Source organism: Pantoea sp. F_5 (assembly GCF_008631595.1).
In the GTDB taxonomy this organism is placed as follows: Bacteria; Pseudomonadota; Gammaproteobacteria; order Enterobacterales; family Enterobacteriaceae; genus Pantoea; species Pantoea gossypiicola.
Genome location: NZ_VWUO01000006.1, coordinates 162,840 through 185,091 on the forward strand (window position 1 = coordinate 162,840; position 22,252 = coordinate 185,091).

The following is a 22,252-nucleotide window of genomic DNA, read 5'->3' on the forward strand; positions in this document are numbered from 1 at the left end:
TCTAAAGCGTACTGACCAGCGGCGGATAAATATCAAAACGATGGCTTTTCGTCACCACAGCCGCCTGCGTCACCACGCCCGCCAGCGGCGGTGCATAGTCTGGCCGTTTAACCACGATACGTTTCTTCGCCAGCCGCCGGGCCGGTTCCAGTAGCGCATCCGCATCTTCATCCGGCCCCACCAGCGACTGAAAGACCCGCATCTCCTTTTTCACCAGCGCACTTTTCTGGCGATGGGGATACATCGGGTCAAGATAGACCACATCCGGCTGCGGCGTGATATCGCCCAGCGCCTGCGCACTGGCTGCATGAATCAGCGTCAGGCGTTCGCGCAGCCAGGGACCAATTTCCGCATCCTGATAACCGCGCTGCAGGCCATCCTCCAGCAGTGCAGCCACCACCGGATGACGTTCCAGCATTCGCACCCGGCAGCCCAGGGCCGCCAGTACAAACGCATCACGTCCCAATCCGGCCGTCGCATCCACCACATCCGGCAGATAGCCGCCTTTGATGCCGACCGCTTTGGCAACAGCTTCGCCACGTCCACCGCCGAAGCGACGGCGATGTGCCATTGCTCCGGTGACAAAATCAACAAAAATACCGCCCAGCTTTGGCTCATCACGCTTGCGAAGCTCAAGGTGCGTCGGTGTCTGCACCAGTGCCAGTAGCGCATCTTCATCGTGCTCCAGCTGCCAGCGCTGCGCTAAACGTGATAAGGCGCCGTCTCCGGCGCCTGATTCATCGAGCAAACAGATTTTCACGAACCGACTTATCCCTGAATGCCGTAATGTTCCAGCATCGCATCGAGCTGCGGCTCACGGCCACGGAAGCGTTTGAACAGCTCCATCGGCTCTTCAGAACCGCCACGCGTCAGGATGTTATCCAGGAACGACTGACCGGTTTCACGGTTAAAGATGCCCTCTTCCTCGAAGCGGGAGTAAGCATCCGCCGCCAGCACGTCCGCCCACAGATAGCTGTAGTAACCCGCTGCATAGCCACCGGCAAAGATGTGGCTGAAGGCGTGTGGGAAACGGCCCCACTCCGGACTCGGAACGACCGCCACGCGGCTTTTCACTTCGCGCAGGGTTTCCAGAATCTGCGCGCCTTTCTCCGGGTTAAACTCGGTGTGCAGACGGAAATCGAACAGGCCGAACTCCAGCTGACGCAGGATAAACAGCGCGGCCTGATAGTTTTTCGCCGCCAGCATTTTATCCAGTAGCGCCTTCGGCAGCGGTTCGCCGGTCTCAAAATGACCCGAGATAAATGCCAGCGCGTCCGGCTCCCAGCACCAGTTTTCCATGAACTGGCTTGGCAGTTCGACCGCATCCCATGGCACACCGCTGATACCGGAAACGCCAGGCGCTTCGATGCGGGTCAGCATATGGTGCAGGCCGTGACCAAACTCATGGAACAGGGTAATCACTTCGTCATGGGTGAACAGCGCAGGTTTGCCTTTCACCGGACGGTTAAAGTTACAGGTCAGGTAAGCAACAGGCTTCTGCAGGCTGCCATCGGCTTTACGCATCTGGCCCACGCAGTCATCCATCCAGGCACCACCACGTTTGTGCTCACGGGCGTAGAGGTCGAGATAGAAGCTGCCGCGCAGTTCACCGGTTTCATCAAACAGATCGAAGAACTTCACGTCAGGATGATAAACCTCAACGTCGGTACGCTGCTTCGCAGTGATACCGTAAATGCGTTTCACCACTTCGAACAGACCAGCGACCGCACGCTCTTCAGGGAAGTAAGGGCGCAGCTGCTCATCGCTGATGGTGTAGAGATGCTGCTTCTGCTTTTCACCGTAATAAGTGAGATCCCACGGATTAAGCTGCTCAACGCCATGCTCTTTCTGCGCAAAGGCGCGCAGCTGCTCCAGCTCTTTTTCACCCTGCGGACGCGCGCGTTCAGCCAGATCATTAAGGAAGTCGATGACCTGAGACGGGCTTTGCGCCATTTTGGTCGCCAGCGATTTATCCGCGTAGGAGTCGAAGCCCAGCAGCTGAGCCAGCTCGTGACGCAGCGCCAGCTCTTCCGCCATGATGGGGCCGTTGTCCCATTTACCGGCGTTCGGACCCTGATCGGAGGCGCGTGTCGCATAGGCACGATACATCTCTTCGCGCAGTGCCGCGTTGTCGCAGTAAGTCATGACAGGCAGATAGCTTGGAATGTCCAGCGTCAGCAGCCAGCCCTCCTGCTCTTTGGCTTCAGCCTGGGCTTTTGCCGCCGCCAGCGCGCTTTCCGGCATACCGGCCAGCTCGCTTTCATCGGTGATCAGCTTGCTCCATCCCATAGTGGCATCGAGCACGTTGTTGCTGTAAGCCGAACCCAGCTCAGAAAGGCGCGCGGCGATTTCGCCATAGCGCTGCTGTTTATCTTTTGGCAGACCGATGCCAGAGAGTTCGAAATCACGCAGGGCGTTATCGACCGCTTTCTTCTGCGCCAGATCCAGTGCCGCGTATTGATCGCCCTCTTTCAGATTGCGATACGCCTGATACAGCCCTTCATGCTGACCGACCCAGGTGCTGTACTCCGAGAGCAGCGGCAGCGTCTGCTCATAGGCTTCGCGCAGCTCCGGGCTGTTTTTTACCGAATTAAGATGGCTGACCGGGGAGAAAATACGGCTCAGGCGATCGTCGGTTTCCGCCAGTGGCTGAACCAGGTTATCCCAGGTGTAGGGCGCACCCTGCGCCACAACTTTTTCGACTTCTGCGCGGCACTGGGTCAGCACTTCCGTCACAGCAGGCACCACATGTTCAGGCTGGATGGCAGAAAAAGGGGGTAGCGTAAAAGATGTCAGTAGCGGATTGGTCATAGCGCAGTCCTTTATCGATGTATGGGGCGCAGCGGGTCGCGCAACGCAATCTAAGTAACATGCGGCTTAGTGTAGTGAAAATCAATGGGGTCAGGATGAGTTGGGGAAGAAACGCGCGTAACCGGATAAGCCAGACGAGTGAGGTGAACAGCACCGGCCTGAAGCAACAGTTACCAAGCCGTCACTGATTTGCAGGATGCGCATCCGGCCGTAGCGGACTTATCAGCCGTACCGCGCGTATTCCACGGGTCGTTCCATTACGTCACATTGACAACTTTTATCTGATATAACATCACTGCATTCGCGGGTATTAACGGCGGGCGTCCTTTCTGCCCATAGGCAAGTTCAGGAGGCACAGCAACCTGCTCTATGCCATGATTATTCATCGAACGGATAATCGATTTAAATAATGCAGGATATTTGTTGAGTGGCAGTACCAATACCTTACCTTTTTCATTCATGTCATTAATAACTGTTCCATTCCACAAGCTTTCACGGATAACCACGGCAACTGTATCTCCTTCGCTGATTTTACCCGCGCCTTTTTCCAGCACTTTATAGTAGTACCCCATGGCACTGCGTTTAACGCCGGGTTCTTTTGAGAAGCGTTTAAGGAAGCGATTACCTTCATCCTGGTCTGTAGAGGAATTATCGGTCTTTTTTTCTGACATTGCATAGAGCTGATAAAGCACTGCAGCCAGTTTCTCTTTTTTGACCGTTAACTGATTATTCATCATGTCGCTGGCTCCACGCAGTACCACTGGCCATGCAAGGTGGTAGCCGTCGGCGGCCTTTTTGCTAATCATGCCTTCCATTTCCTGCCCCCAGTAAGCGCCAACGGCATAATCTCTGATTTCATCTGCGCTTTTTGGGGTAAAAGCGGCTGGGATATTACGGCTGGACAAAAGCGTCGCAATTTTCTCATTTTTAGCTGCTATTTCTTTATCGGCTTCGCTTTTCTTCACTCTCAGGTCAGTCAGCAGCTTTTGACTCTCCATGAGCTTTTGCTGCAACGCGTTAATTTCCTTTATCCGCACATCCGCTTCCCGATCGATAGCAGCCAGCTTCTCATCTTTAACGGCCAGTTCTTTATCAGCCTCGCTTTTTTTTACTCTCCAGTCAGCCAGCAGCCGCTCACTCTCATTGACCTTTTGCTGTAATGTATTGATTTCTTTTATGCGCATATCCGCTTCCTGATCGACAGTCGTCAGTTTCGCGGTTAATGCGACGATATCATCCTGGCTTTTTAATAGTGCCTGCTGAAGCTTTTCAGCTTTTTTCTGGATCACCGTGGCAGATTGATCGCCGATTATTTTGTTTTCAGCTGACGTTACCTGATCCTTATTCTGCGCTGTTCCTGCTAATGAAAGAGGCACGGGCAAGAGATGAGGACACAATACGGGTGATACAGTGGCTATTTTACTTTTTTTCTCAACGGACGGGTTTGCATCAGCGGGTTCACGATGAAAAAGATGGCCACCCGGCTTTTTGATTGCAGCCTTTACCCGATGATCATGCTGTTGAAATGCATTGGCTGCATGACTCACTTTTTGCTGGGGCACAATCATAGCTGGTGGTAAACCTTCATCGCCGACAGGGTTCAGCCAGGCGTCTGGTTTGTTCGTCCTGATAATCGCATCGAGAGAAGCCATCGCTTCCTGCTCATTCGCTTCCGCATACTTGTTTGTACTGATACCTGACATAATCAGCAGAGTTAAAGAGATAAGTTTTACACCATCGCTCTTCACTGGAGATTTTCTCCGTAACTAATCAGAGCCTGCTGAAGATCCTGTTCAATATCATGGCAAAGCTTTTGCGTTTTATATTTATAAAGTGCATCGACCGTCTCTTTTGTCTGACTATTAATATCCTGACGTAGTGAGCTATAAAGTGAGGCATTCTTCAGTAGCCCGGAAAATGCAACACGTCTTTTTTCATACATAGCGGCATTGATTTTCCCCAGAGCGATCAACTCGCGCTGGCACTGCTCTACCGGACCCTCTGTTTTAATTACAGGCTGGACGGCATTAACAGACCTGGATGAATCCTGCACATTTACGGCTAGTTCCTTTTTTGCTCCGCTATAACTGCTCATTCGTTCTGACCTGATACTCTGACATCCTGTCAAAATGACTCCTGCAGCAATCATCATGCTGCATATAAGAAACTGACCTGCGGGACTCTTGTCACTCTTTTTAGCGGAAATATTGACTGCAACTATTTTTCTGACAATCAGCATCTGAAGAAAAGAAAATAACAAAACGAATCTGGTCTCTCGCTCTTTTTTATTAAATAATTTCATTATGTCAGCCTCATCACTCATTTAACGAAATATCCCTGAAGAAGGGCAAAATGACGGCTGAATAACAGCCGGTTCCACCCGGAACTGACAGGACGTTATTCCAGGTTTACCTGCTTAGGTTTGAAACGACTGTCAGCATAAAAACTTAAGCGCGCCTGATCGGATAGTTTATTTGCCAGCGTCTGATTGCCCTGGTAACGAGCAATACGAATAGCCGAATCGTAGACACCGGCATCATTATGAACCGCCAGATAAGCCTGCGCCCAACGCGCATATTCCTCCAGAAGTTGTGAATTATGATCCCGGTTGTATCTTAATAACTCCTGAGTATGACGATCGAAGTCATAACGTTCATACTGCGTCAGCGACATGCTCAAAGGTAAAGCTGGTGGTATTGACTGCAGATTGTAACGTTCTGCTAAGGTTAATTGCTGCTGAATCTTTAGCCCGGCCAGAAAATCACAGGCTGTCAGTAATAACCCGACAGATAAAACAATCAGCAAAACCTTAATGACACACATCCGACGAGGCTGAACAAAGATCGTCCGGTGCTGATACAGCATTTCAGGCTGGCTAATTCTGACCAGCAATAAAAATACGAGCAGATGAGATGCTGATTGATAGAAGGGATACTCCAGCAGGACGTGCAGGCTAATGGGCAGTAAGAGTACAGCCACAGCGAGTGTGCGAGTGTGCTCATTGGTCAGCGCAGTCATATGCCTTTTTTTACTTGCTCTCAGTACGTTTAAAGCCGGTAAGAAGCAGGCTACAGCGGCAAGCAATAAGCCGCTCAGTGCCAGCGGTCCGCCCTCAACCAGCACATACAGCAATTCATTATGTGGGTGCCGGATGGTATAGCTGGCGATGCCGGTGCCAAAGTTTTGGCGTACTGCCGCAAAAGACGCTTCAAAACCGCCTAACCCAACGCCTGTCCAGGGATGCTGAAGGATCAGCGATAAAGATCCCTTTAACATATTTAAACGCTCAGAGCTTGAGCCAGCATGAAGTAAATCCGGCCCGGATACACCCGTTTGATGCAGAGTGTCAGCAGCAACGGACGCGACAGGGGAGAAGAACGTTAGTGGTAAAAAGAACCCTGCAGCACAGACAATTATCACCATAAAACAACATACTTGTCTGATCAGTGCGGCTCGCTCTTTATTCGTTATCAGCAGGCACCACAGCATGCCGCTCGCGATCAGAAATAATGAGGCAGTCATGGTACTTCCCGCTCGTTGCATTAATCCACCGGTAACATTGACCATCAGACCCATAAGGATTAATAGCAGGAGCACCAGCCAGCGAATCGGTACCGACAGATATTTTCGGAAAGTCAGCGGAGCGTGATCATTGCGTTGTCGCAATTCAGGGGTTAATGCACTCAGCAGGAAAAGCGCCAGCAATGCGCCATACAGGCCGACACGACTTCCCGACAGCAGTAATACCCACAACATGACACCCTGCAGGAACAATAAAAGGGCAGCCGACCAACGGTATAGCTTTACCTGTCGATAAAAAAAGTAAACTGTTACCGCATATCCTGTGGCAACGTAACTGGCTAGCAAATTAGATTGCTGAAAAATACCGTAGGGTTTACCCGCCACACGGCTGATATTGTATTCCATTAATTGCTGTGCCAGCGACGGCCAGCCCCACTGAAATAAACTTAACAGGCACTCCAGCAGTGCGGAAACTATAATCAGCATCAATATTGCGCGCTTTGCATGAGTACTCAGATGTATCTGATACAGCGACAAACTGAAAATTAACGCCCCCCAGATTGCCGCCAGCCGCGGTATGGCATTGCTGTAATTAACGGCTGGCGTCCAGCATAAGGGCAGCGTCATTAATAGCGCGGCCAGCACCCCTGTGCAGATTTGTGTACTGAACAGGATTTTTTTATTACGCAGTGCAGTGCTTAGCATCAGCAATGCACTTATCAGTAACATTACACTCCATGTTATTATATTTAGGGGTAATAATAGCCCGGACCCTCCCATATTTTTAATATAAATATGGTTCAGCAAAAGAAAATACACCGCCACTATAAAAATTAAAGTAAAAATTAAAAAACGGTCCCAGTAATTTTGCGTGCTGGAGAATGTTTTCGGTGTCAACTGTTCAGTTCCTTTGCTGATGCGGCTTAGCTTATTCATAAGAGGCGATAATAATTTCAGTCGCTGAGTAATCCCCGGCATCGATGCGGCCATTTTTTTGCAGCGTCACTGAAAAATTGAACCTATCTGCAATATTTTTTCCGGTGATAGGCACCTCAACACCGGTGAACGCATCCTTACCATTTATTTCGGCCTTTCCTGTCAGTGAATCAACAAACGATCCTCCGCCATCCAGACTGAAGGAAACAACGCCAGGTTTTTGGCTATTTTTAGACGTTGCAGTAACAAGCAACGTTGTGGAAAGCTTGCAGGTAATCGTGCCGGTAATCGTCTTCTTTTGCCCGGCAACTTGCCAGCTGTTGAGCGTGCCAAAATCAATCGTTGTGGGAATAGTCAGATCACAGGTTTGATTCTCAGGAGGAATGACACCGCAGACACTGCCAGGCCATAGCATGCCGTTATGCTCGGCAGTCGTGGGTTGCTCTGTCAGATAATAGAGTCCGACGCAGGAGGCATTTTCATTTTCGATACCGAATTCTGCAGTGAAAGGAATCGGATGTGCTTTATTATAGGCTTCTGCCACTTCTTTTGCAGTATTATAGGACTGAGCTTGAATACAGTTATCCGACACCATACATGTCCCGTAAAGTCCGGGTGGATGTGTTGAGTATTTTACATCAGGCCCGACATAACAGACGTGTTCACCTTTACAGGGATTGGGTGCGTTATCCTCTTCTGTCCATGCGACAATTTGTTGCGTAACATCATTACCGTGACGTGAAATAGCCCTGACATAGGCTCCGGCATGGGCGTATTCACTTAAACCAATCACGCTAAAAATAAATATCATCGCTAATGAAATTTTAATTTTCACTTTCCTGATCTCTAAGATTATTATTCATAGCTGAGGCTAATCACAGCCTGAGCCGTAAACTCACCCGCCTCAATAGTATGGTCTGTAAGCGCTTCAGGTGTAGCCTGTAGCCAGGCAATGAAATGAAATGCCATATCCCCTTCGGCTAACGCAAAAGCATCACTTTTTTTATTAATCTTAATTTGCTTGCCATCTCCGGCAGATTTTATCCCCACCGCAATCCCTTTTGCCTCGCTTTGTGGTGATAACGCCAGTAATCCCGGTAGTGAGTCCTCTTCAGGCCCGGTAAAAGTAGAACGCACGGATTTTGCCTGGCTAATATCGCAGTGACTGAGTCGTAACGTAAACGGCGCTTCCGGTGAAGCACCCTGATTATAAAACTGTCGATAACTCACCGGTGGAAATAAGACTGAAATCCCGGACTGATCCTCCTCATTGATATCGCAGGGTGGAGCCAGCACCGTGACATTAATATTTACCTCACCGTAAAGATTGCTATCACCCGCCCGAACCGGAGGTAAGTAAAGGAGCGGTATAAGCAAAATCATTATCAAATAGCGGCCATATTTACTCTCAGAATTAATCATAACTCACCCCTACGTAGACAACAGCTTGCCAGGCTCCTTCCTTCAGGCTGGCATGGGTACGTTCAGGCAATAAATAATAGGTAAGCACTGAATCGCCATTTTTGACTCGCAGAGGTTCAGCCTGTTGATTCAGAGGCACAGCTTTATGACGGGCATCCTCAAGCCGTAGCCCGAATCCCTGCGCACCATTAACAGCAATTAACGCGTGGTTATCAGGATCTGCGGCACTCATAAAATTGACTCGGATAAAAGGCAACCCGTCGCCAATGGCTCTGTTCCCATCACGGCCAGGCTGCGAGATAGCTTCAGGATCAAAACAGTCATGCAATTTCAGATGAAATGCACGACCCGCACCTCGCTCTCCGGGATTGATTAACTCACCACTGCTGAGCGTGCCTAAATTGACCGACTGCTCAAGCGTATCGCTGTCGACATTGCAGGCTCCTCGTGCCAGCGCGCCACTGACATACAACACGCCGGTATCGCCATCGACAACATCATTTTCTCCCGCATAAGCAGCCTGCCCTGTGGCCAACATCAGCACTACTAAGGACAACGGTTGCATTACTTTTTGCACCCAGTGAGAGACACCTTTCATTCTTTGCTCCCTTCCCTCAGCGAGCGGAATTCGCAACCTGACATTGACTGCCTGCGCAATGGAAGTTGAGATCAACACTGCCGCCATAGTCGTTGATATAGGTCAGAGTGGGTTCACTCCCCAGAGCATCTGCGATTGCACCTAGTGAGGCACTGCTTCCAGGTGCAATCATCAGCGGTCTGAATCCGCTCACCGGTTCACGGGTAGCGTGACTATGCGCAGCAACCAGACTGATGTAGTAGGGGGTTGGGTTATTCACGACTTCATTCTGACCTTGCCGACTGAGCTTAAGCTTTTGCTGAAATGCGGTCGCTGTCCCATTAGCCAGCTGAAGTGCTTTAGGCCGGTAGAAAAATTTTACCCGTGTCTGTAATGCAAGCTGCAAGGTATTCGGCGTTTTACTCCGTGGCGGAATCTCGCGCAGATTAAAATAAAACAGGGTTTCCCGGTCCTGAGGCAGTTGCATCGCTGCGGGCATCGCACGAATCTCTAACTGACTGGAAGCCCCTGGTTCCAGCCGCTGCAATGGCGGTAAAATCGCCAGCGGTGAGTTGATTTTTTTGCCGTTACTGTCTTCCAGCCAGGCTTGCGCCAGAAAGGGCAACTGGGTATTTTCATTGTGAATATTCAGCGAAATTGCATGCTCATTACCGGGAAAAATTACCCGGGTCCGGTCAAGCGCGATTGCGGCGGAAGCGGGTTGACCAAAGAATATACCTGCCAGCAGACTGACACCCAGAAGGGCGTGTTGATTACTGATGCGCATTATTTCTCATCTCTCGTTGGGTGTTATTTACTCTCATGCTGCTTTTTATCCTGGCGATCCCGATTCAGAATGCAGGGGAGTAGCAGTGCCGGAACATTAAGTTGTGGTGGCAATGTCACCACGCACTGTGTGCGCCCACTCCAGTTCACATCCATCTGTTCGCCCGGGTTCATTCCATTCAGCCAGGTTATGCCATCGTCCCCGACCATCCCGGTTTGTTGGCCCTTTTTATTCATCACGATGGCACCAAACGGCGGTGAACCTCCGTCTTGCAAGCCGATGGTGACCATGGCTTTTTTACCGGTCATCACATCAAAGCGACGAAACCCGATTGCACCGTCAGTCAGTGTGGCTTCTGTTACCGACGAAGCGCCGGAAATGTCAATATCATCAGCCAGATGTGTAATATCAACGGCAGCACGATTGCGGTAATAGCTATTAACATCACTCAGTACCGCAGCGCCGGTAAAATTGGTGGTGACGGTGTTACCGAACCCGTGAACCGGCAGTCCGGAAATGCCCTCAGCACCAATCATCAACCGGGTACCACCGGGTTGATTAACCCGGTGCAGTGCCGCGCCATGCAGCGTTGCTGTCATGCCGCCACGGGCAGACAAGCTGGCAGAAGCATAACGACCGGCCTGGTAATCAGTGCTGGCACTGATATCAGCAGAATCGCCTGAATGAGTGAAGGATCCGCTCGCCCCCTGACTCTTCTGGTTACCGTCAGCGCTAATCTGGTAGCTATCACGTTCACTTAATCGGTTGGAGTAACCGACGCGATGCAGTGCTACGCCATCATTCACACTTGTGGTGTAACTGATGCCGCCCTGCTGGCCCAGCGGCATGGAAAGCGAGACAAAACCGCCTTTGTCCCAGGAGCCCAGATACTGATTGCGAAAAAGAGACAATGAAAAGCTCAGATTCTTAAGTTTCCAAAAATCAAAATATTTCGATAGCATCACGGAGTAACGAATATTTGCTGGCTGGTTATCCCAGAATGTCTGGCGACTAATATTGAAATAACTGCTAAGGCCAATACTGCGAAATTGTTTATTGAATGACACGGTATACATCTGTTTACTGCCACCCGTTTTCAGCCCGGATTCGCGCGCATCCAGATATTCACTCAGGCTCATATAACTGCGTTCTGAGAAGCGATAGCCAGCGAATGTCACCTGACTGTCAAGTGAATCAAACGTTTTTGAATAGCTGAGACGGTAAGAGTTACCCTGTGTTTTTCCTTGTTGAGAAAGTTCGGCGCGGGAAGTTGAAGCATCTAATGACATCGCACCCATCGCCAGCAAATCACGTCCAATACCGACTGAAAGTGAGTTGTAACTTTCACTGAACAGGCCACCGCCATACAATGACCAGCCATTGTTTACGCCCCATGAAAACTCCCCGGTTCCGAATACCGGCCCGCTAACGCGGTGACGCATATCATCAGGTCTTCCGGTAGCGAGTTTATAGCGCACCATACCAGGCCGCGTCAGATAAGGAACGCTGGCAGTATTAACCTGATAGTGTTGTACAGAGCCATCCTGTTCCTGCACGGTGACATCCAGCATGCCGCTGGTCGCGTCATTCAGGGTCTGGATCTGGAAAGGACCGGGTGCCACCTGGCTCTCATAGATGACGCGTCCCTGCTGACTAATCGTGACCCTGGCATTGGTTCGGGCGACGCCGGTCACCTCAGGCGCATATCCGCGCAGGTTTGGCGGCAGTTGATTATCATCTGAAGCCAGACGAATACCCGTAAAGCGTGGGTTATCGAACAGATCGGAGCTCAGGTAATCTTCACCCACCACCAGTTTCGCCCGCAGGCTGCGAATAGCACGATACAGATAATAGCGGCTCCACTGAAACGATTGATTCGTTGTATCGCCATTATGGAAACGAGTCATCTGCCAGTCGGCACGTAGCCGCCATGCGCCCGCATTCGCGCCCACCGTGCCGTTACCGCTGGCAGAGTAGCCGGAACGACTCTCACCCTGTCCCTGGGTACGCTGCACACTAGCAAAATAGTCCAGCAGAATGCCCGGAATACCATCATCCCAACGGGAAGGTGGATCCCAGTCGTCGCTGGTGTATTCCAGATAGGCCTGGGGAATACTCAGATAGAGCGACGCCGTTGCCAGCTCTCCTCTTACACTCATTCCTTTTAGTGCAGCATTGTCGACTTTCAAACATTGACCGTCATGCCACCAGGTTAACTTTTGATAGAGGTTTTCTTTTAGGCCTAAGCTATTAACCAATGATCGTGTTAAACAGGCTTCACTCCCCTTAGGATCATTGTCAGGGACGTAAAAGGTAATGCTTTGCGCTGGCAGGCTGGTTTTATTGATATGCACCGTCATGGTATAGGTGCCTGGCATAACATAGCCTGCCCGGGAAAACTCACCCAGGTCGATATTTTCCCGATCTTTGACATCCATTACATCGGTGTTGAATTGCACATCAGCCTCATCTGCAATGACCCACCCCGGAGCAAAGCACAGGATTGTCAGGCAGCTGAATAGACTGCGGCACACAGGCGAGGGACGATTCAACAGAGAGAACATCAGAAATAGTTCAGTCGGAAGTGAATAGCAGAAGAATAAGATCCTTCACGAAGCGGCTGATGGTTGCTGACCAGACGCAGAGTATAGTGCAGCACCTGCTCGCCGTTATGCAGTACAGCCTGAGGCAACGGCACGCCAGGGTGCGCAATATTTCCATTCTCGTCAGCAAGTTGCAGAGCCATGCCCTGCGCCGTACCTGCCAGAGCAAAGTCGTCACCATCCGTCTGACCATCAAAGCTGACGGCAAAGCGTTGCCAGTTGGGCTGGTGAGGATCGATGCGCTGAAGCCGACAGTCAATCAGGCGAATAGTGAAGGGTATTGCCTCTCCTGCACCTGTATGCTCGATTTCTGCTGGTCTGATCCGCCCCATAGAAATAACTTGCATGCGGCTATCTGGTGCGATGGTACAAGGCGTGTCGAGAATATCACCTGAAACATATACGGTTGTTTCGTCATTTGCTTCAGCGTAAATAAGCTTGCAGTAACTGAAAAGTGAAATCACCAATAGTACAGCGAACATTCTTTGACGATTCATTTATTTTATCCCGACAGAAATAAAGCCAGGGTATGTCAGTGACATACCCTGCAAGGTACTTATTGGTATGTGAAGGTCACGTTGGATACAGAGGTGAAGTCACCTGGCAGGACTTCTGACGCACCATCACCTTTGAGGAAGGCGGCGAATTGCAGCGTGTTAGAACCTTTAGCCAGTGCTTGTTTAGCTGTCGCTTCTCCCAGTTTGACCAGGCTATCGCCATGAGCAATGGCGATACCCGCACCCTTAGCCTGCCCGCCACCCAGCGCCAGCAGAGAGCTATCCTGACTGTCTGCTGTGCCAGTAAAGGTTACTGACACGTTTTTCATCGTCGTAACATCACAATCCTTAAGGTTAAACTGGAAATTGACAGGTGATGATTGCCCCTCGTTTTCCAGCACGTGAGCGGCAATATGCCCCAGTTTGACTTCCTGACCTTGTGATCCGGCATCCAGTGAGCAGGGCGTTTCAGTAATTGAACCGGTAAAGGTCACATCAGTACTGTCTGTTGCGGTTGCGGCCATAACTGCGCCAGAAAAAATAAAAGCGGCCATACCCATAGCTGCGACAATCGCATTCTTTTTCATTTGTTTTCCTTGATTTAACGTTTAAAACACCGTGAATTTGCCTTAACGGCCTTGCCAGCCCGGCACGATAAAACACATGCAGGCAAATCTGTTTTCTCTATTCATTTATTCAATCTACCGAGCCAGTTTAATTACTGTCACCGGAGATAAAATCGCCACGCAGCAGAAAATGAAAATAATCATCTAATGAAAGTCAATAAGACAATCAAGCTCAGTCACAAACTCTCTGAGTGGAATAAAATAATCACTTTCATTATCGTGTTGCTGTAAGCAAAGGCCCAACTTACTACGAATATAGATATATTCACAGTTACCGGGAGGAGACTCACGAAACAAATTCAGAAAACTAAGAATGTCATCAATTTCTGTGAAACCGTAAGCCTTCAGTCTTTCTCTAATATTTTCACTTGAAAAAGCATGCCTTCGTGTTAATTCCAGATCCATTTCATCAAAGTTCCTCTTCACGATCGAATTCATTTAATGAAATTCGCTCATTCGGCAGTAATTGTATAGCCGTTTTGCGCGGCCCGCAACCGAGCTAAAATTGAGCGTAAATAGTTTTCTTCGATTGTTAAAATAATAACGATCGATATTTCCGATCAAATTAAGAAAATAAAAAAACCATAAAAACCAATATAATTATACACTTACAAATAAAAATTCCGAAAATTGATAAAGAATAAATCACACAAAAAAACAGGTTACATTCAAATATAAAAATCAAATTAAATAAAATTATTTAAAAGAGTTTCCGTTATATTTAATAAAATGACACCTAACTCAAACAAACATTAAACGACAAATCCTTTGGCAAAGCAGACTCGAAAAGTCATCATCTGCAAAAATTTTCTTTGCCATGAAAAATAAAATTGCCGTTATCTTTCAGGCAGAAATAGCGCCCCTGGAATTCGTCGACAACAGCGCTTCGTTAAAAAATCTTTTGAATTTTTATTGATAAAAATCAATATCCATGTATTCATTAAGCTTTTTTCCTGAGCAGCTTCAGACATTAACTGACAGCAGATTAAGCGATATCAGACTGTCGGTTACCGTATCCCACAACAAATAAAATCTGCCTCACATAAAATAAGACGTTACGACGCGTTGACGCCCGCTCTGCATTAAGCAATCGAATTACCCCCCCCAGACAGGTGCTGCGTAATGGGGAGTGATCAGCCTCTTCTCTAACTTTTTTCAACTGATGAAGTTAAAGGAGGATGATGTAACGCGGGCGGGTCTGCGTTGCGTTTTCGCGTACGTTGTATGCCGCGAGGCATGCTGGTGAATTCGGACGGTTTCAGGAATAGCGGGCTGATCGCGTTGTACCCGGATTATTTTGCTGACGTATAATCCCGATTTGTTATCACGCTTCTGGTCCATCGCCAGGCCATCCCTGATATAATCGCGGATTCTCATGCTTTTCCTGCGTCGGGTGCTGTGCGTCGTTCTGTGGGTAATACGTGAGGTAATAATTGGTATAAATTGATTTTCCATCAATTAAAACCTTATACATTCAACAGGATAAACAATGCTGAGTTATCGCCATAGCTTCCATGCGGGCAACCATGCCGACGTGCTGAAGCACACCGTTCTGAGCCTGATCATCACGGCGCTGAAAGAGAAAGAGAAACCGTTTTTCTACCTGGATACCCATGCAGGCGCAGGCCGCTACCAGCTGAGTGGCGAACACGCCGAGCGAACCGGTGAATATCTGGAAGGCATCTCGCGTATCTGGCAACAGCCCGATGCACCGGAACTGCTGCAACCCTATTTTGACGCGATCGGTGCGCTGAATCGTGGCCCCTCGCTGCGCTACTATCCCGGCTCCCCGCTGATTGCCCGTCATCTGCTGCGTGAAGATGACAGGCTGCAACTCACCGAGCTGCACTCCAGCGACTATCCGCTGCTGCGTAACGAATTCAGCAAAGATAATCGCGCGCGCGTCGACCGTGCCGACGGTTATCAGCAGTTAAAATCGAAACTGCCACCGCCGTCGCGTCGCGGTCTGGTTCTGATCGACCCGCCGTATGAGATGAAAAGCGACTACCAGGCGGTAGTGAAAGGGATTCAGGAAGGCCATAAACGTTTTGGCACCGGCGTCTTTGCGCTGTGGTATCCGGTGGTGTTACGTCAGCAGATCAAACACATGCTGCGCGACCTGGAAGCGACAGGCATTCGCAATATTCTGCAGGTCGAGCTGGCCGCCCGTCCGGACAGCGATCAGCGCGGCATGACCGCCTCCGGCATGATCGTGATTAACCCGCCGTGGAAGCTGGCCGATCAGATGACTACCCTGCTGCCGTGGCTGCACAAGAAACTGGTTCCGGCCGGTACCGGTCACTTCGTGGTGAATCAGATCGTTCCTGAATAAACCGATTATGTGGATTCTGCTGGCAGGCGCGCTGGGCGCGCTACAACCCGCCCGGCGTCTGGCGCTACTGCTGTTAGCGCTCGCCGCGCTGCTCGGGTTTTATCACGACGTTCTGACGTGGCCGGTGCTGCCACTGCTGACCGGGGTTGCGGCACTGGTCGCGCTGCGCCGCTTTGACCCAATCCGTTCCCGGCAGCACATCCTGAGTGAAGCGCTGCTGGTGCTGATGTCGCTGGGATTGTTCCTCCATCTTTTTCCCGGCTTTCACAATCCGCTCGTCGTTGATGAGGTTAAGGTGGGCGCACAGAGTCTGCCATTCAGCTTCTCCTTCAACTTCGATAAAGCGCTGATCCCCTTTGTGCTACTGGCCTGCCTGCCGACGCTGTTCCGCGCCCGCGCCTGTCCGCCGCGTTATCCGTGGATCGCTGTACTGGCATTAATCGCCGCCGTGCCGCTGCTGCTGGGTAGCGCCGTGCTGCTGGGCGGTCTGGCCGTGGAGCCTCACTTTCCGCCCTGGCTGCCCGCGTTTATGCTGGCCAATCTGTTCTTTGTTTCGCTGGCCGAAGAGGCGCTGTTCCGCGGCTATCTGCAACAGCGGCTGAGGGATGCGCTGGGTGGAATGCCCGCGCTGGTAATCAGCGCGCTGGTGTTCGGGCTGGCGCATGTCACCGGCGGCGTGCTGCTGGTAATTTTCGCGACGCTGGCCGGGCTGCTTTATGGTCTGGCGTGGCACTGGAGCGGCCGCTTATGGCTGGCGACCGCCCTGCACTTCGCTCTGAATATCACCCATCTGCTGCTGTTTACTTATCCGGCGCTGCATCACTAAACCGTAAACACAGCCAGGTCCGAGGCCAGCTCGGTGCGGGGGAAAATGGTCTGGCACTCCGCCAGCAGGCGGCTCATGTCCTTTGCCAGATAGCGGGAGCTGAAATGGGTGGCGATCATCCGCTTTGCCCCGGCGCGCTTTGCCACCTCCGCCGCCTGCAGGGTCGTGGAGTGCCCGCGCCCGTTGGCTTTTTCCATCATCGCCGCCTCCAGCGTGGTTTCATGCACCATCAGGTCAACATCCGCTGCCAGCTGCAGCGCGACCTCCGTAGGTGCCGTATCGCCAAAGATGGCCAGCTTTTTGCCGGGTGTCGCCGGGCCAAGGTAATCAGCGCCGTTAATGACCCGCCCATCTTCCAGCGTCACACATTCCCCCTGCTTCAGCTGCTGGAACCATGGGCCGCGGGGCACCCCTTCGGCTTTCAACCGCTCGGCATCCAGCAGGCCAGGTTTGTCATGCTGTTCAATGCGATAGCCAAAGCACTCCACCGGATGGCTCAGCGGCCAGGCACTGATACGAAACTCACCGTCATCCAGCGTCCAGCCCGCCTCAATCTCAACGATGTTCAGCGGATAGTCGGTGTAGGAGCCGCTGATCGACAGCGCCGTCTCAACAAAGGTCTTTAATCCTCTGGGGCCATAAACCGTCATGGGTGAGGTCAGTCCGGCCATCGACCGGCTGGTAAGTAAGCCCGGCAGGCCGAAAATATGATCGCCATGCAGATGAGTGATAAAAATCTTATCCAGCTTGCCCGGTTTCAGGCTGGAGCGCATAAACTGTAACTGCGTGCCCTCCCCGCAGTCGAACAGCCAGGTTTCACCACTCAGCGCGCGGGTAAAAGCAATGGAGGTCACGTTACGTTGCAGGCTGGGCGCACCGCCGCCGGTGCCAAGAAAAGTGAGGTGCATGGTATGCTTCCCTGTCAGCGAGTGAAAAAACAGAACCCTATTACAATCATAGGCGCAAACTTTGCGTCATTTCGACCCGCAGCGTTACACTCAACCCCAATTTTTTATGCAACCGGATGGATACTTCAATGACCCGACATTTCGACTATCTCGCCATTGGCGGCGGCAGCGGCGGCATCGCCTCGATTAACCGTGCGGCTATGTATGGCCAGAAATGCGCCCTGATTGAAGCTAAAGAGCTGGGTGGCACCTGCGTGAACGTGGGTTGCGTGCCGAAAAAAATCATGTGGCACGCCGCGCAAATCGCCGAAGCTATCCATCTCTACGGGCCGGATTATGGCTTCGACACCACCGTCAATCGCTTCGACTGGGCAACGCTGGTCAAAAACCGCAGCGCCTATATCGATCGCATCCACAGCTCTTATGACAACGTGCTGGGTAAAAACAAAGTTGAAGTGATCAAAGGCTTTGCCCGCTTTGTCGATGCGCACAGCGTTGAAGTTAACGGCGAGATTATCACGGCTAACCATATTCTGATCGCGACCGGCGGTCGTCCGGTTCACCCTTCTATTCCGGGTGCGGAGTACGGCATCGATTCCGACGGCTTCTTCGAGCTGGACGCGCTGCCTAAACGCACCGCGGTTGTCGGCGCGGGCTACATCGCGGTCGAACTGGCGGGCGTGGTGAATGCCCTGGGATCGGAAACCCATCTGTTCGTACGTAAACACGCGCCGCTGCGCAGCTTCGACCCGCTGCTTACCGAGACGCTGGTCGAAGTGATGAACAGCGAAGGCCCGGTGCTGCACACCGAAGCCATTCCGAAGGCTGTGATTAAAAACAGCGATGGCAGCCTGACGCTGCAGCTGGAAAACGGCAGCGACTACACCGTGGATTGCCTGGTCTGGGCGATTGGCCGTGAGCCTGAAACGGACAATCTCAATATTCAGGCCGCGGGCGTGGCGCTGGATGAGAAAGGCTATATCAGCGTCGATAAATTCCAGAACACTAATGTGTCAGGTGTCTACGCCGTGGGCGACAACACCGGTGCGGTTGAGCTGACGCCGGTTGCGGTTGCTGCAGGCCGTCGTCTCTCTGAGCGTCTGTTTAACAACAAGCCGGACGAGCATCTGGATTACAGCAACGTGCCGACCGTGGTGTTCAGCCATCCGCCGATTGGCACTGTGGGGCTGACCGAGCCGCAGGCGCGCGAACAGTATGGCGACGAGCAGGTGAAGGTCTATAAATCGTCGTTTACCGCCATGTACACCGCAGTCACCCAGCATCGTCAGCCGTGCCGCATGAAGCTGGTGTGTGTGGGTGCCGATGAGAAGATCGTCGGCATTCACGGCATCGGATTCGGTATGGATGAGATGCTGCAGGGCTTCGCCGTGGCGCTGAAAATGGGTGCCACCAAGAAAGACTTCGACAACACCGTGGCGATCCACCCGACCGCAGCGGAAGAGTTTGTGACGATGCGTTAACCCGCACCGGGCTTCAGAAACAAGACAGGCGACTTAAGGTCGCCTGTTTTTTTATGCCGCGTCCACATCCGCTTTCTGACCGTGCAGTGCAGCACCGCGTCAGTGCAACTCAGCTTACGCGATCCAGCCAGCGTACATACGCCTGATCCCACAACGCCGCAGGCGTGCCCGCCTTACCCAGACCGAATCCATGTCCGCCTTTGCTGATCTGAATCAGCTCAACCGGCACGCGGTTACGGCGACAGGTGTCACGCATCAGCGCGGTGTTAAACGGATTGGAGGTGTGATCGTCCTCGGCCTGCGCCAGAAACGTCGGCGGATACTGCCGGGTCACGAAGTTCTGTACCGACCAGTTCGCCTCATCCTGCGGGGTGGCATTTTTGCCGACCATCATCAGATGCGTGTTGGTATGCTGATAAGGCGCTTCCAGGGTGATGACCGGATAGATCAGGCCAACACTATCGACTTTCGGCACCACTTCATCCAGCGGGTCGATGGCCGGATAAGATTCAAAGTCCGGCCGCGCCGCCGCCAGCCCCAGCAGATGTCCGCCTGCCGAGAAGCCCAGTACATGCACCTTGCGCTCAAAAGAGCGTACCAGCCGGATGGCGCGCTGCGCATCCTGCAGCGGTGCCAGCCGTCCCGCCTGCCACTTCTCATGCGGCAACCGATAGCTGAGCACATAGGCGGTATAGCCACTGGCGTTCAGCCAGCGCGCTACCGGCCAGGCTTCGCGGCCCATGCCGATCCAGCGATACCCGCCGCCTGCGGCGATTAATACCGCTTCGCCATTGGGATTTTCCGGTTTAAAGCGCTGAATCGCCGGGCTGACGATATTTGACCAGGAGCCGCTGCTGTTAATATGCAACTGGCCGGATGGGCCGCCGCCGCCGGGCGGATCGTCCGGCCAGAGGGGGATAATGTCATCACGGGCAAATAATTTGCCGGTGGTCATGGAGAGCCCAAGCGCTCCCGTGCCGAGAATAAAGCGTCGACGCGTAATCATAATGCCTGTTGTGTGATGCCAGAGTAATGAGCAAGCCATTGCGGCAGGCTACCGAAGAATTAACAGATGCAAGTCTGGTGCCATGGGTGGCGATTATGTACGCAATGGCCCCTGAAAAGCCATAAAAAAACGCGCCCGGCAGGCGCGTTTTTATCTTATCCGGCAGGCTTAATCTTCCTGCTGGAATTGGGCCATCACGGCCTGTTCACACTGCTGTTCGTTGACGCGCAGTTTGGCCCGTTCATCGTCGCCAAGTTGCAGCCAGGCACTGGCCACTTCACGCGCGGACTCTTCATCAAATTCCGGCTGATTCATCGCAGAGGGTGACTGACCACCCGCCACGGTCGATTTCATCTGCTCGACGTAATGATCTGCAGTGGCGACCTTTTTCTCGCCGCTGACAATGTGGCACAACTGACTGGCGTAAACATTCTGCTCAGTATCAGCGTCGTCCGCTGCCAGCGCGCTGCCGGAGGCAAGGAGGCTTAGCAGCACTATCTGAGTGACTTTCATTTTTAACTCCTGTTGATTCGGGTTAAACCTTGCGCTGAAGGGCCTCAAGGCGCTTCTGACGCCAGTTCAGCAGCGGCGTCACGGTGGTGCCATGAACCACCACGCTGCAGACCACCAGCGTTAACGCCATATTCGTCATAATTTCCATCTGCGGGCCTTGCATGCCATGCGTCCAGGCCCAGGCAATGTAGTTCAGACTGCCAATCCCCCGTATGCCCAGCCAGCCAATCAGCAGGCGCTGCCCGAGTGGCAGTCCGGCGCGCAGCGTCACCAGCCAGACGGCTAGCGGTCGTACTACGGCAAACAGCACCAGCCCAATCAGCACGCCGTAGATGTTCCAGTGCTGCGCCAGTGTGACGCCCAGCACCACCATCATGCCAGCCGCCAGTAAACGTTCAATAGTATCGCCAAAAGAGAGCGCGTCGCCTACTACAAACCCAATCGACTTCACCATATTGTTGTTGCCCTGATGCGCCAGACGTTTGTTAGGGTTCACCAGCGCCTCAGAGGGCAACACACGCTCGTCGTCAGAGAGATCGTCAGGCTGATGGCGACGGAACACGCCCAGCTCGGCACGGCGTAACCCCAGTCCGGCGGCGAAGGCGGCCAGGAAGCCGGAGGCACCCACGTATTCCACCAGCGAATAACTCAGCGCAATCAGCGCCAGCGCCAGGAAATCATTAGGCGCTACGTCGCCATTGGCATTGCGCAGTCGGGTCGCCAGCATGCCGATTAACTGCCCCAGTACAAAGCCAATAATCAGACCGCCACCAATCGCCCAGAGCACCTCAACCGCACCCCAGTGCGCCAGCATCGCGCCACTCAGGCTCTCGCCATTAAACAGCAGCAGCGCCAGTATCAGCAGGGGCAGCGCGGAGCCATCGTTCATGCCCGCTTCACTGGAGATTGCTACGCGCAGCGAATCATCATCCTGCGCATCGTTGACCGAGATTAAGCTCGCCAGCACCGGATCGGTCGGCGCGACAATCGCCCCAAACGCCAGCGCAACCGGCCAGTCCAATCCCACCAGGAAGTGCGCCAGTAGCGCCATCGCGGCGACGGTGAGCAGCATGGCGGGAAACGCCAGCTTCAGCCCGGTGTGCCAGCAGTTGTTCTGCAGCGGCTGACGCAGCTTAAGACCGGTGATAAACAGCGAGGCCGCCATGGTGATTTCGGTGATATGGGCCACGGCTTCGGAATGAGTGACGATATCGAGGTGGATAACATCAAATCCCCACGGGCCGCACAGCATGCCCGCGATAAGGAACAGACCAAATGAGGTGACGGGCCCCCGGTGAATCCAACCGGAAGCCAGCGACATCAGCAGCAGAAGGCCGCCCGTCGCTGCTGTCCAGGCTAAAAAGTTCATAACGCTCCAGAATATTTCGGGTTTATGAATAAGCCT

Annotated in this window: 20 protein-coding genes; 3 read left to right on the forward strand and 17 right to left on the reverse strand. The window is 52.3% G+C overall.

Annotated features, from left to right (window positions below):
* Position 1: 1 nt before the first annotated feature.
* The 13 genes from rsmJ to F3I44_RS10265 form a co-directional block, all read right to left on the reverse strand.
* Entirely contained in the window at positions 2 to 760 is a 759-nt protein-coding gene (rsmJ, locus tag F3I44_RS10205; RefSeq protein WP_150011239.1) for a 16S rRNA (guanine(1516)-N(2))-methyltransferase RsmJ, read from the reverse strand.
* A gap of 8 nt (positions 761 to 768) precedes the next feature.
* On the reverse strand, positions 769 to 2,811 hold the full coding sequence (gene prlC, locus F3I44_RS10210) for an oligopeptidase A (RefSeq protein ID WP_150011241.1): 2,043 nt from the start codon (positions 2,809 to 2,811) through the stop codon (positions 769 to 771).
* A gap of 257 nt (positions 2,812 to 3,068) precedes the next feature.
* Positions 3,069 to 4,559, reverse strand: coding sequence for an FKBP-type peptidyl-prolyl cis-trans isomerase (locus tag F3I44_RS10215; RefSeq protein ID WP_150011243.1), 1,491 nt, complete (start codon positions 4,557 to 4,559; stop codon positions 3,069 to 3,071).
* Positions 4,556 to 5,134 carry a hypothetical protein gene (locus F3I44_RS10220; protein WP_150011245.1) on the reverse strand — a complete coding sequence of 193 codons (579 nt, stop codon included), beginning with the start codon at positions 5,132 to 5,134 and terminating at the stop codon, positions 4,556 to 4,558. Before F3I44_RS10220 ends, F3I44_RS10215 begins: the two co-directional genes overlap by 4 nt.
* Before the next feature lie 74 nt (positions 5,135 to 5,208).
* Positions 5,209 to 7,323 (reverse strand): PglL family O-oligosaccharyltransferase, encoded by a 2,115-nt coding sequence (locus tag F3I44_RS10225; protein WP_150011247.1) that lies wholly within the window; start codon positions 7,321 to 7,323, stop codon positions 5,209 to 5,211.
* A complete protein-coding gene (locus tag F3I44_RS10230) occupies positions 7,262 to 8,104 on the reverse strand; it encodes a hypothetical protein (protein ID WP_150011249.1) in 843 nt (280 codons plus the stop codon). The genes F3I44_RS10225 and F3I44_RS10230 overlap by 62 nt, the downstream gene beginning before the upstream one ends.
* A 20-nt stretch (positions 8,105 to 8,124) precedes the next feature.
* Entirely contained in the window at positions 8,125 to 8,691 is a 567-nt protein-coding gene (locus F3I44_RS10235; RefSeq protein ID WP_150011251.1) for a fimbrial protein, read from the reverse strand.
* Positions 8,684 to 9,289 (reverse strand): fimbrial protein, encoded by a 606-nt coding sequence (locus tag F3I44_RS10240; RefSeq protein ID WP_190285925.1) that lies wholly within the window; start codon positions 9,287 to 9,289, stop codon positions 8,684 to 8,686. The genes F3I44_RS10235 and F3I44_RS10240 overlap by 8 nt, the downstream gene beginning before the upstream one ends.
* A 16-nt stretch (positions 9,290 to 9,305) precedes the next feature.
* Positions 9,306 to 10,055 carry a fimbria/pilus periplasmic chaperone gene (locus F3I44_RS10245; RefSeq protein WP_150011255.1) on the reverse strand — a complete coding sequence of 250 codons (750 nt, stop codon included), beginning with the start codon at positions 10,053 to 10,055 and terminating at the stop codon, positions 9,306 to 9,308.
* Positions 10,056 to 10,078: 23 nt separating this feature from the next.
* Positions 10,079 to 12,619 (reverse strand): fimbria/pilus outer membrane usher protein, encoded by a 2,541-nt coding sequence (locus tag F3I44_RS10250; RefSeq protein WP_150011257.1) that lies wholly within the window; start codon positions 12,617 to 12,619, stop codon positions 10,079 to 10,081.
* Positions 12,619 to 13,155: a fimbrial protein gene (locus F3I44_RS10255; protein WP_150011259.1), complete on the reverse strand. Its 537-nt coding sequence runs from the start codon at positions 13,153 to 13,155 to the stop codon at positions 12,619 to 12,621. The genes F3I44_RS10250 and F3I44_RS10255 overlap by 1 nt, the downstream gene beginning before the upstream one ends.
* 59 nt (positions 13,156 to 13,214) lie before the next feature.
* Positions 13,215 to 13,742, reverse strand: coding sequence for a fimbrial protein (locus F3I44_RS10260; RefSeq protein WP_150011261.1), 528 nt, complete (start codon positions 13,740 to 13,742; stop codon positions 13,215 to 13,217).
* Between the two features lie 183 nt (positions 13,743 to 13,925).
* A complete protein-coding gene (locus tag F3I44_RS10265; RefSeq protein ID WP_150011263.1) occupies positions 13,926 to 14,186 on the reverse strand; it encodes a hypothetical protein in 261 nt (86 codons plus the stop codon).
* A gap of 1,084 nt (positions 14,187 to 15,270) precedes the next feature.
* Between F3I44_RS10265 and F3I44_RS10270 the strand changes: the two genes are divergently transcribed.
* Positions 15,271 to 16,113: a 23S rRNA (adenine(2030)-N(6))-methyltransferase RlmJ gene (locus F3I44_RS10270; protein ID WP_150011265.1), complete on the forward strand. Its 843-nt coding sequence runs from the start codon at positions 15,271 to 15,273 to the stop codon at positions 16,111 to 16,113.
* Between the two features lie 7 nt (positions 16,114 to 16,120).
* Positions 16,121 to 16,939, forward strand: coding sequence for a CPBP family intramembrane glutamic endopeptidase (locus F3I44_RS10275; RefSeq protein ID WP_150011267.1), 819 nt, complete (start codon positions 16,121 to 16,123; stop codon positions 16,937 to 16,939).
* Here F3I44_RS10275 and rnz read toward each other — a convergent pair.
* Positions 16,936 to 17,847 (reverse strand): ribonuclease Z, encoded by a 912-nt coding sequence (gene rnz / locus F3I44_RS10280; RefSeq protein ID WP_150011269.1) that lies wholly within the window; start codon positions 17,845 to 17,847, stop codon positions 16,936 to 16,938. The two genes, F3I44_RS10275 and rnz, sit on opposite strands and share 4 nt — an antisense overlap.
* Before the next feature lie 128 nt (positions 17,848 to 17,975).
* Between rnz and gorA the strand changes: the two genes are divergently transcribed.
* Positions 17,976 to 19,328, forward strand: a complete 1,353-nt coding sequence (gorA, locus tag F3I44_RS10285) for a glutathione-disulfide reductase (protein WP_150011271.1) — start codon at positions 17,976 to 17,978, stop codon at positions 19,326 to 19,328.
* A 109-nt stretch (positions 19,329 to 19,437) separates the two neighbouring features.
* On the opposite strand, the gene F3I44_RS10290 is transcribed toward gorA, so the two are convergent.
* From F3I44_RS10290 to F3I44_RS10300, 3 genes are all read right to left on the reverse strand, one after another.
* On the reverse strand, positions 19,438 to 20,334 hold the full coding sequence (locus F3I44_RS10290; protein ID WP_150011274.1) for an alpha/beta hydrolase: 897 nt from the start codon (positions 20,332 to 20,334) through the stop codon (positions 19,438 to 19,440).
* 168 nt (positions 20,335 to 20,502) lie between these two features.
* Positions 20,503 to 20,847 carry a hypothetical protein gene (locus tag F3I44_RS10295; RefSeq protein WP_033784234.1) on the reverse strand — a complete coding sequence of 115 codons (345 nt, stop codon included), beginning with the start codon at positions 20,845 to 20,847 and terminating at the stop codon, positions 20,503 to 20,505.
* A gap of 22 nt (positions 20,848 to 20,869) precedes the next feature.
* Positions 20,870 to 22,216: a sodium:proton antiporter gene (locus tag F3I44_RS10300; RefSeq protein ID WP_150011276.1), complete on the reverse strand. Its 1,347-nt coding sequence runs from the start codon at positions 22,214 to 22,216 to the stop codon at positions 20,870 to 20,872.
* Positions 22,217 to 22,252 lie beyond the last annotated feature (36 nt).

Coding starts and splice junctions, on each gene's coding strand:
- prlC (WP_150011241.1), bottom strand. CDS start 2,811: ATGACCAATCCGCTACTGACATCTTTTACGCTACCCCCTTTTTCTGCC.
- F3I44_RS10250 (WP_150011257.1), bottom strand. CDS start 12,619: ATGTTCTCTCTGTTGAATCGTCCCTCGCCTGTGTGCCGCAGTCTATTC.
- F3I44_RS10275 (WP_150011267.1), top strand. CDS start 16,121: ATGTGGATTCTGCTGGCAGGCGCGCTGGGCGCGCTACAACCCGCCCGG.
- F3I44_RS10235 (WP_150011251.1), bottom strand. CDS start 8,691: ATGATTAATTCTGAGAGTAAATATGGCCGCTATTTGATAATGATTTTG.
- F3I44_RS10225 (WP_150011247.1), bottom strand. CDS start 7,323: ATGGCCGCATCGATGCCGGGGATTACTCAGCGACTGAAATTATTATCG.
- F3I44_RS10245 (WP_150011255.1), bottom strand. CDS start 10,055: ATGCGCATCAGTAATCAACACGCCCTTCTGGGTGTCAGTCTGCTGGCA.
- F3I44_RS10290 (WP_150011274.1), bottom strand. CDS start 20,334: ATGATTACGCGTCGACGCTTTATTCTCGGCACGGGAGCGCTTGGGCTC.
- F3I44_RS10240 (WP_190285925.1), bottom strand. CDS start 9,289: ATGAAAGGTGTCTCTCACTGGGTGCAAAAAGTAATGCAACCGTTGTCC.
- F3I44_RS10295 (WP_033784234.1), bottom strand. CDS start 20,847: ATGAAAGTCACTCAGATAGTGCTGCTAAGCCTCCTTGCCTCCGGCAGC.
- F3I44_RS10300 (WP_150011276.1), bottom strand. CDS start 22,216: ATGAACTTTTTAGCCTGGACAGCAGCGACGGGCGGCCTTCTGCTGCTG.
- F3I44_RS10255 (WP_150011259.1), bottom strand. CDS start 13,155: ATGAATCGTCAAAGAATGTTCGCTGTACTATTGGTGATTTCACTTTTC.
- F3I44_RS10265 (WP_150011263.1), bottom strand. CDS start 14,186: ATGGATCTGGAATTAACACGAAGGCATGCTTTTTCAAGTGAAAATATT.
- F3I44_RS10260 (WP_150011261.1), bottom strand. CDS start 13,742: ATGAAAAAGAATGCGATTGTCGCAGCTATGGGTATGGCCGCTTTTATT.
- F3I44_RS10220 (WP_150011245.1), bottom strand. CDS start 5,134: ATGAGTGATGAGGCTGACATAATGAAATTATTTAATAAAAAAGAGCGA.
- gorA (WP_150011271.1), top strand. CDS start 17,976: ATGACCCGACATTTCGACTATCTCGCCATTGGCGGCGGCAGCGGCGGC.
- F3I44_RS10270 (WP_150011265.1), top strand. CDS start 15,271: ATGCTGAGTTATCGCCATAGCTTCCATGCGGGCAACCATGCCGACGTG.
- rnz (WP_150011269.1), bottom strand. CDS start 17,847: ATGCACCTCACTTTTCTTGGCACCGGCGGCGGTGCGCCCAGCCTGCAA.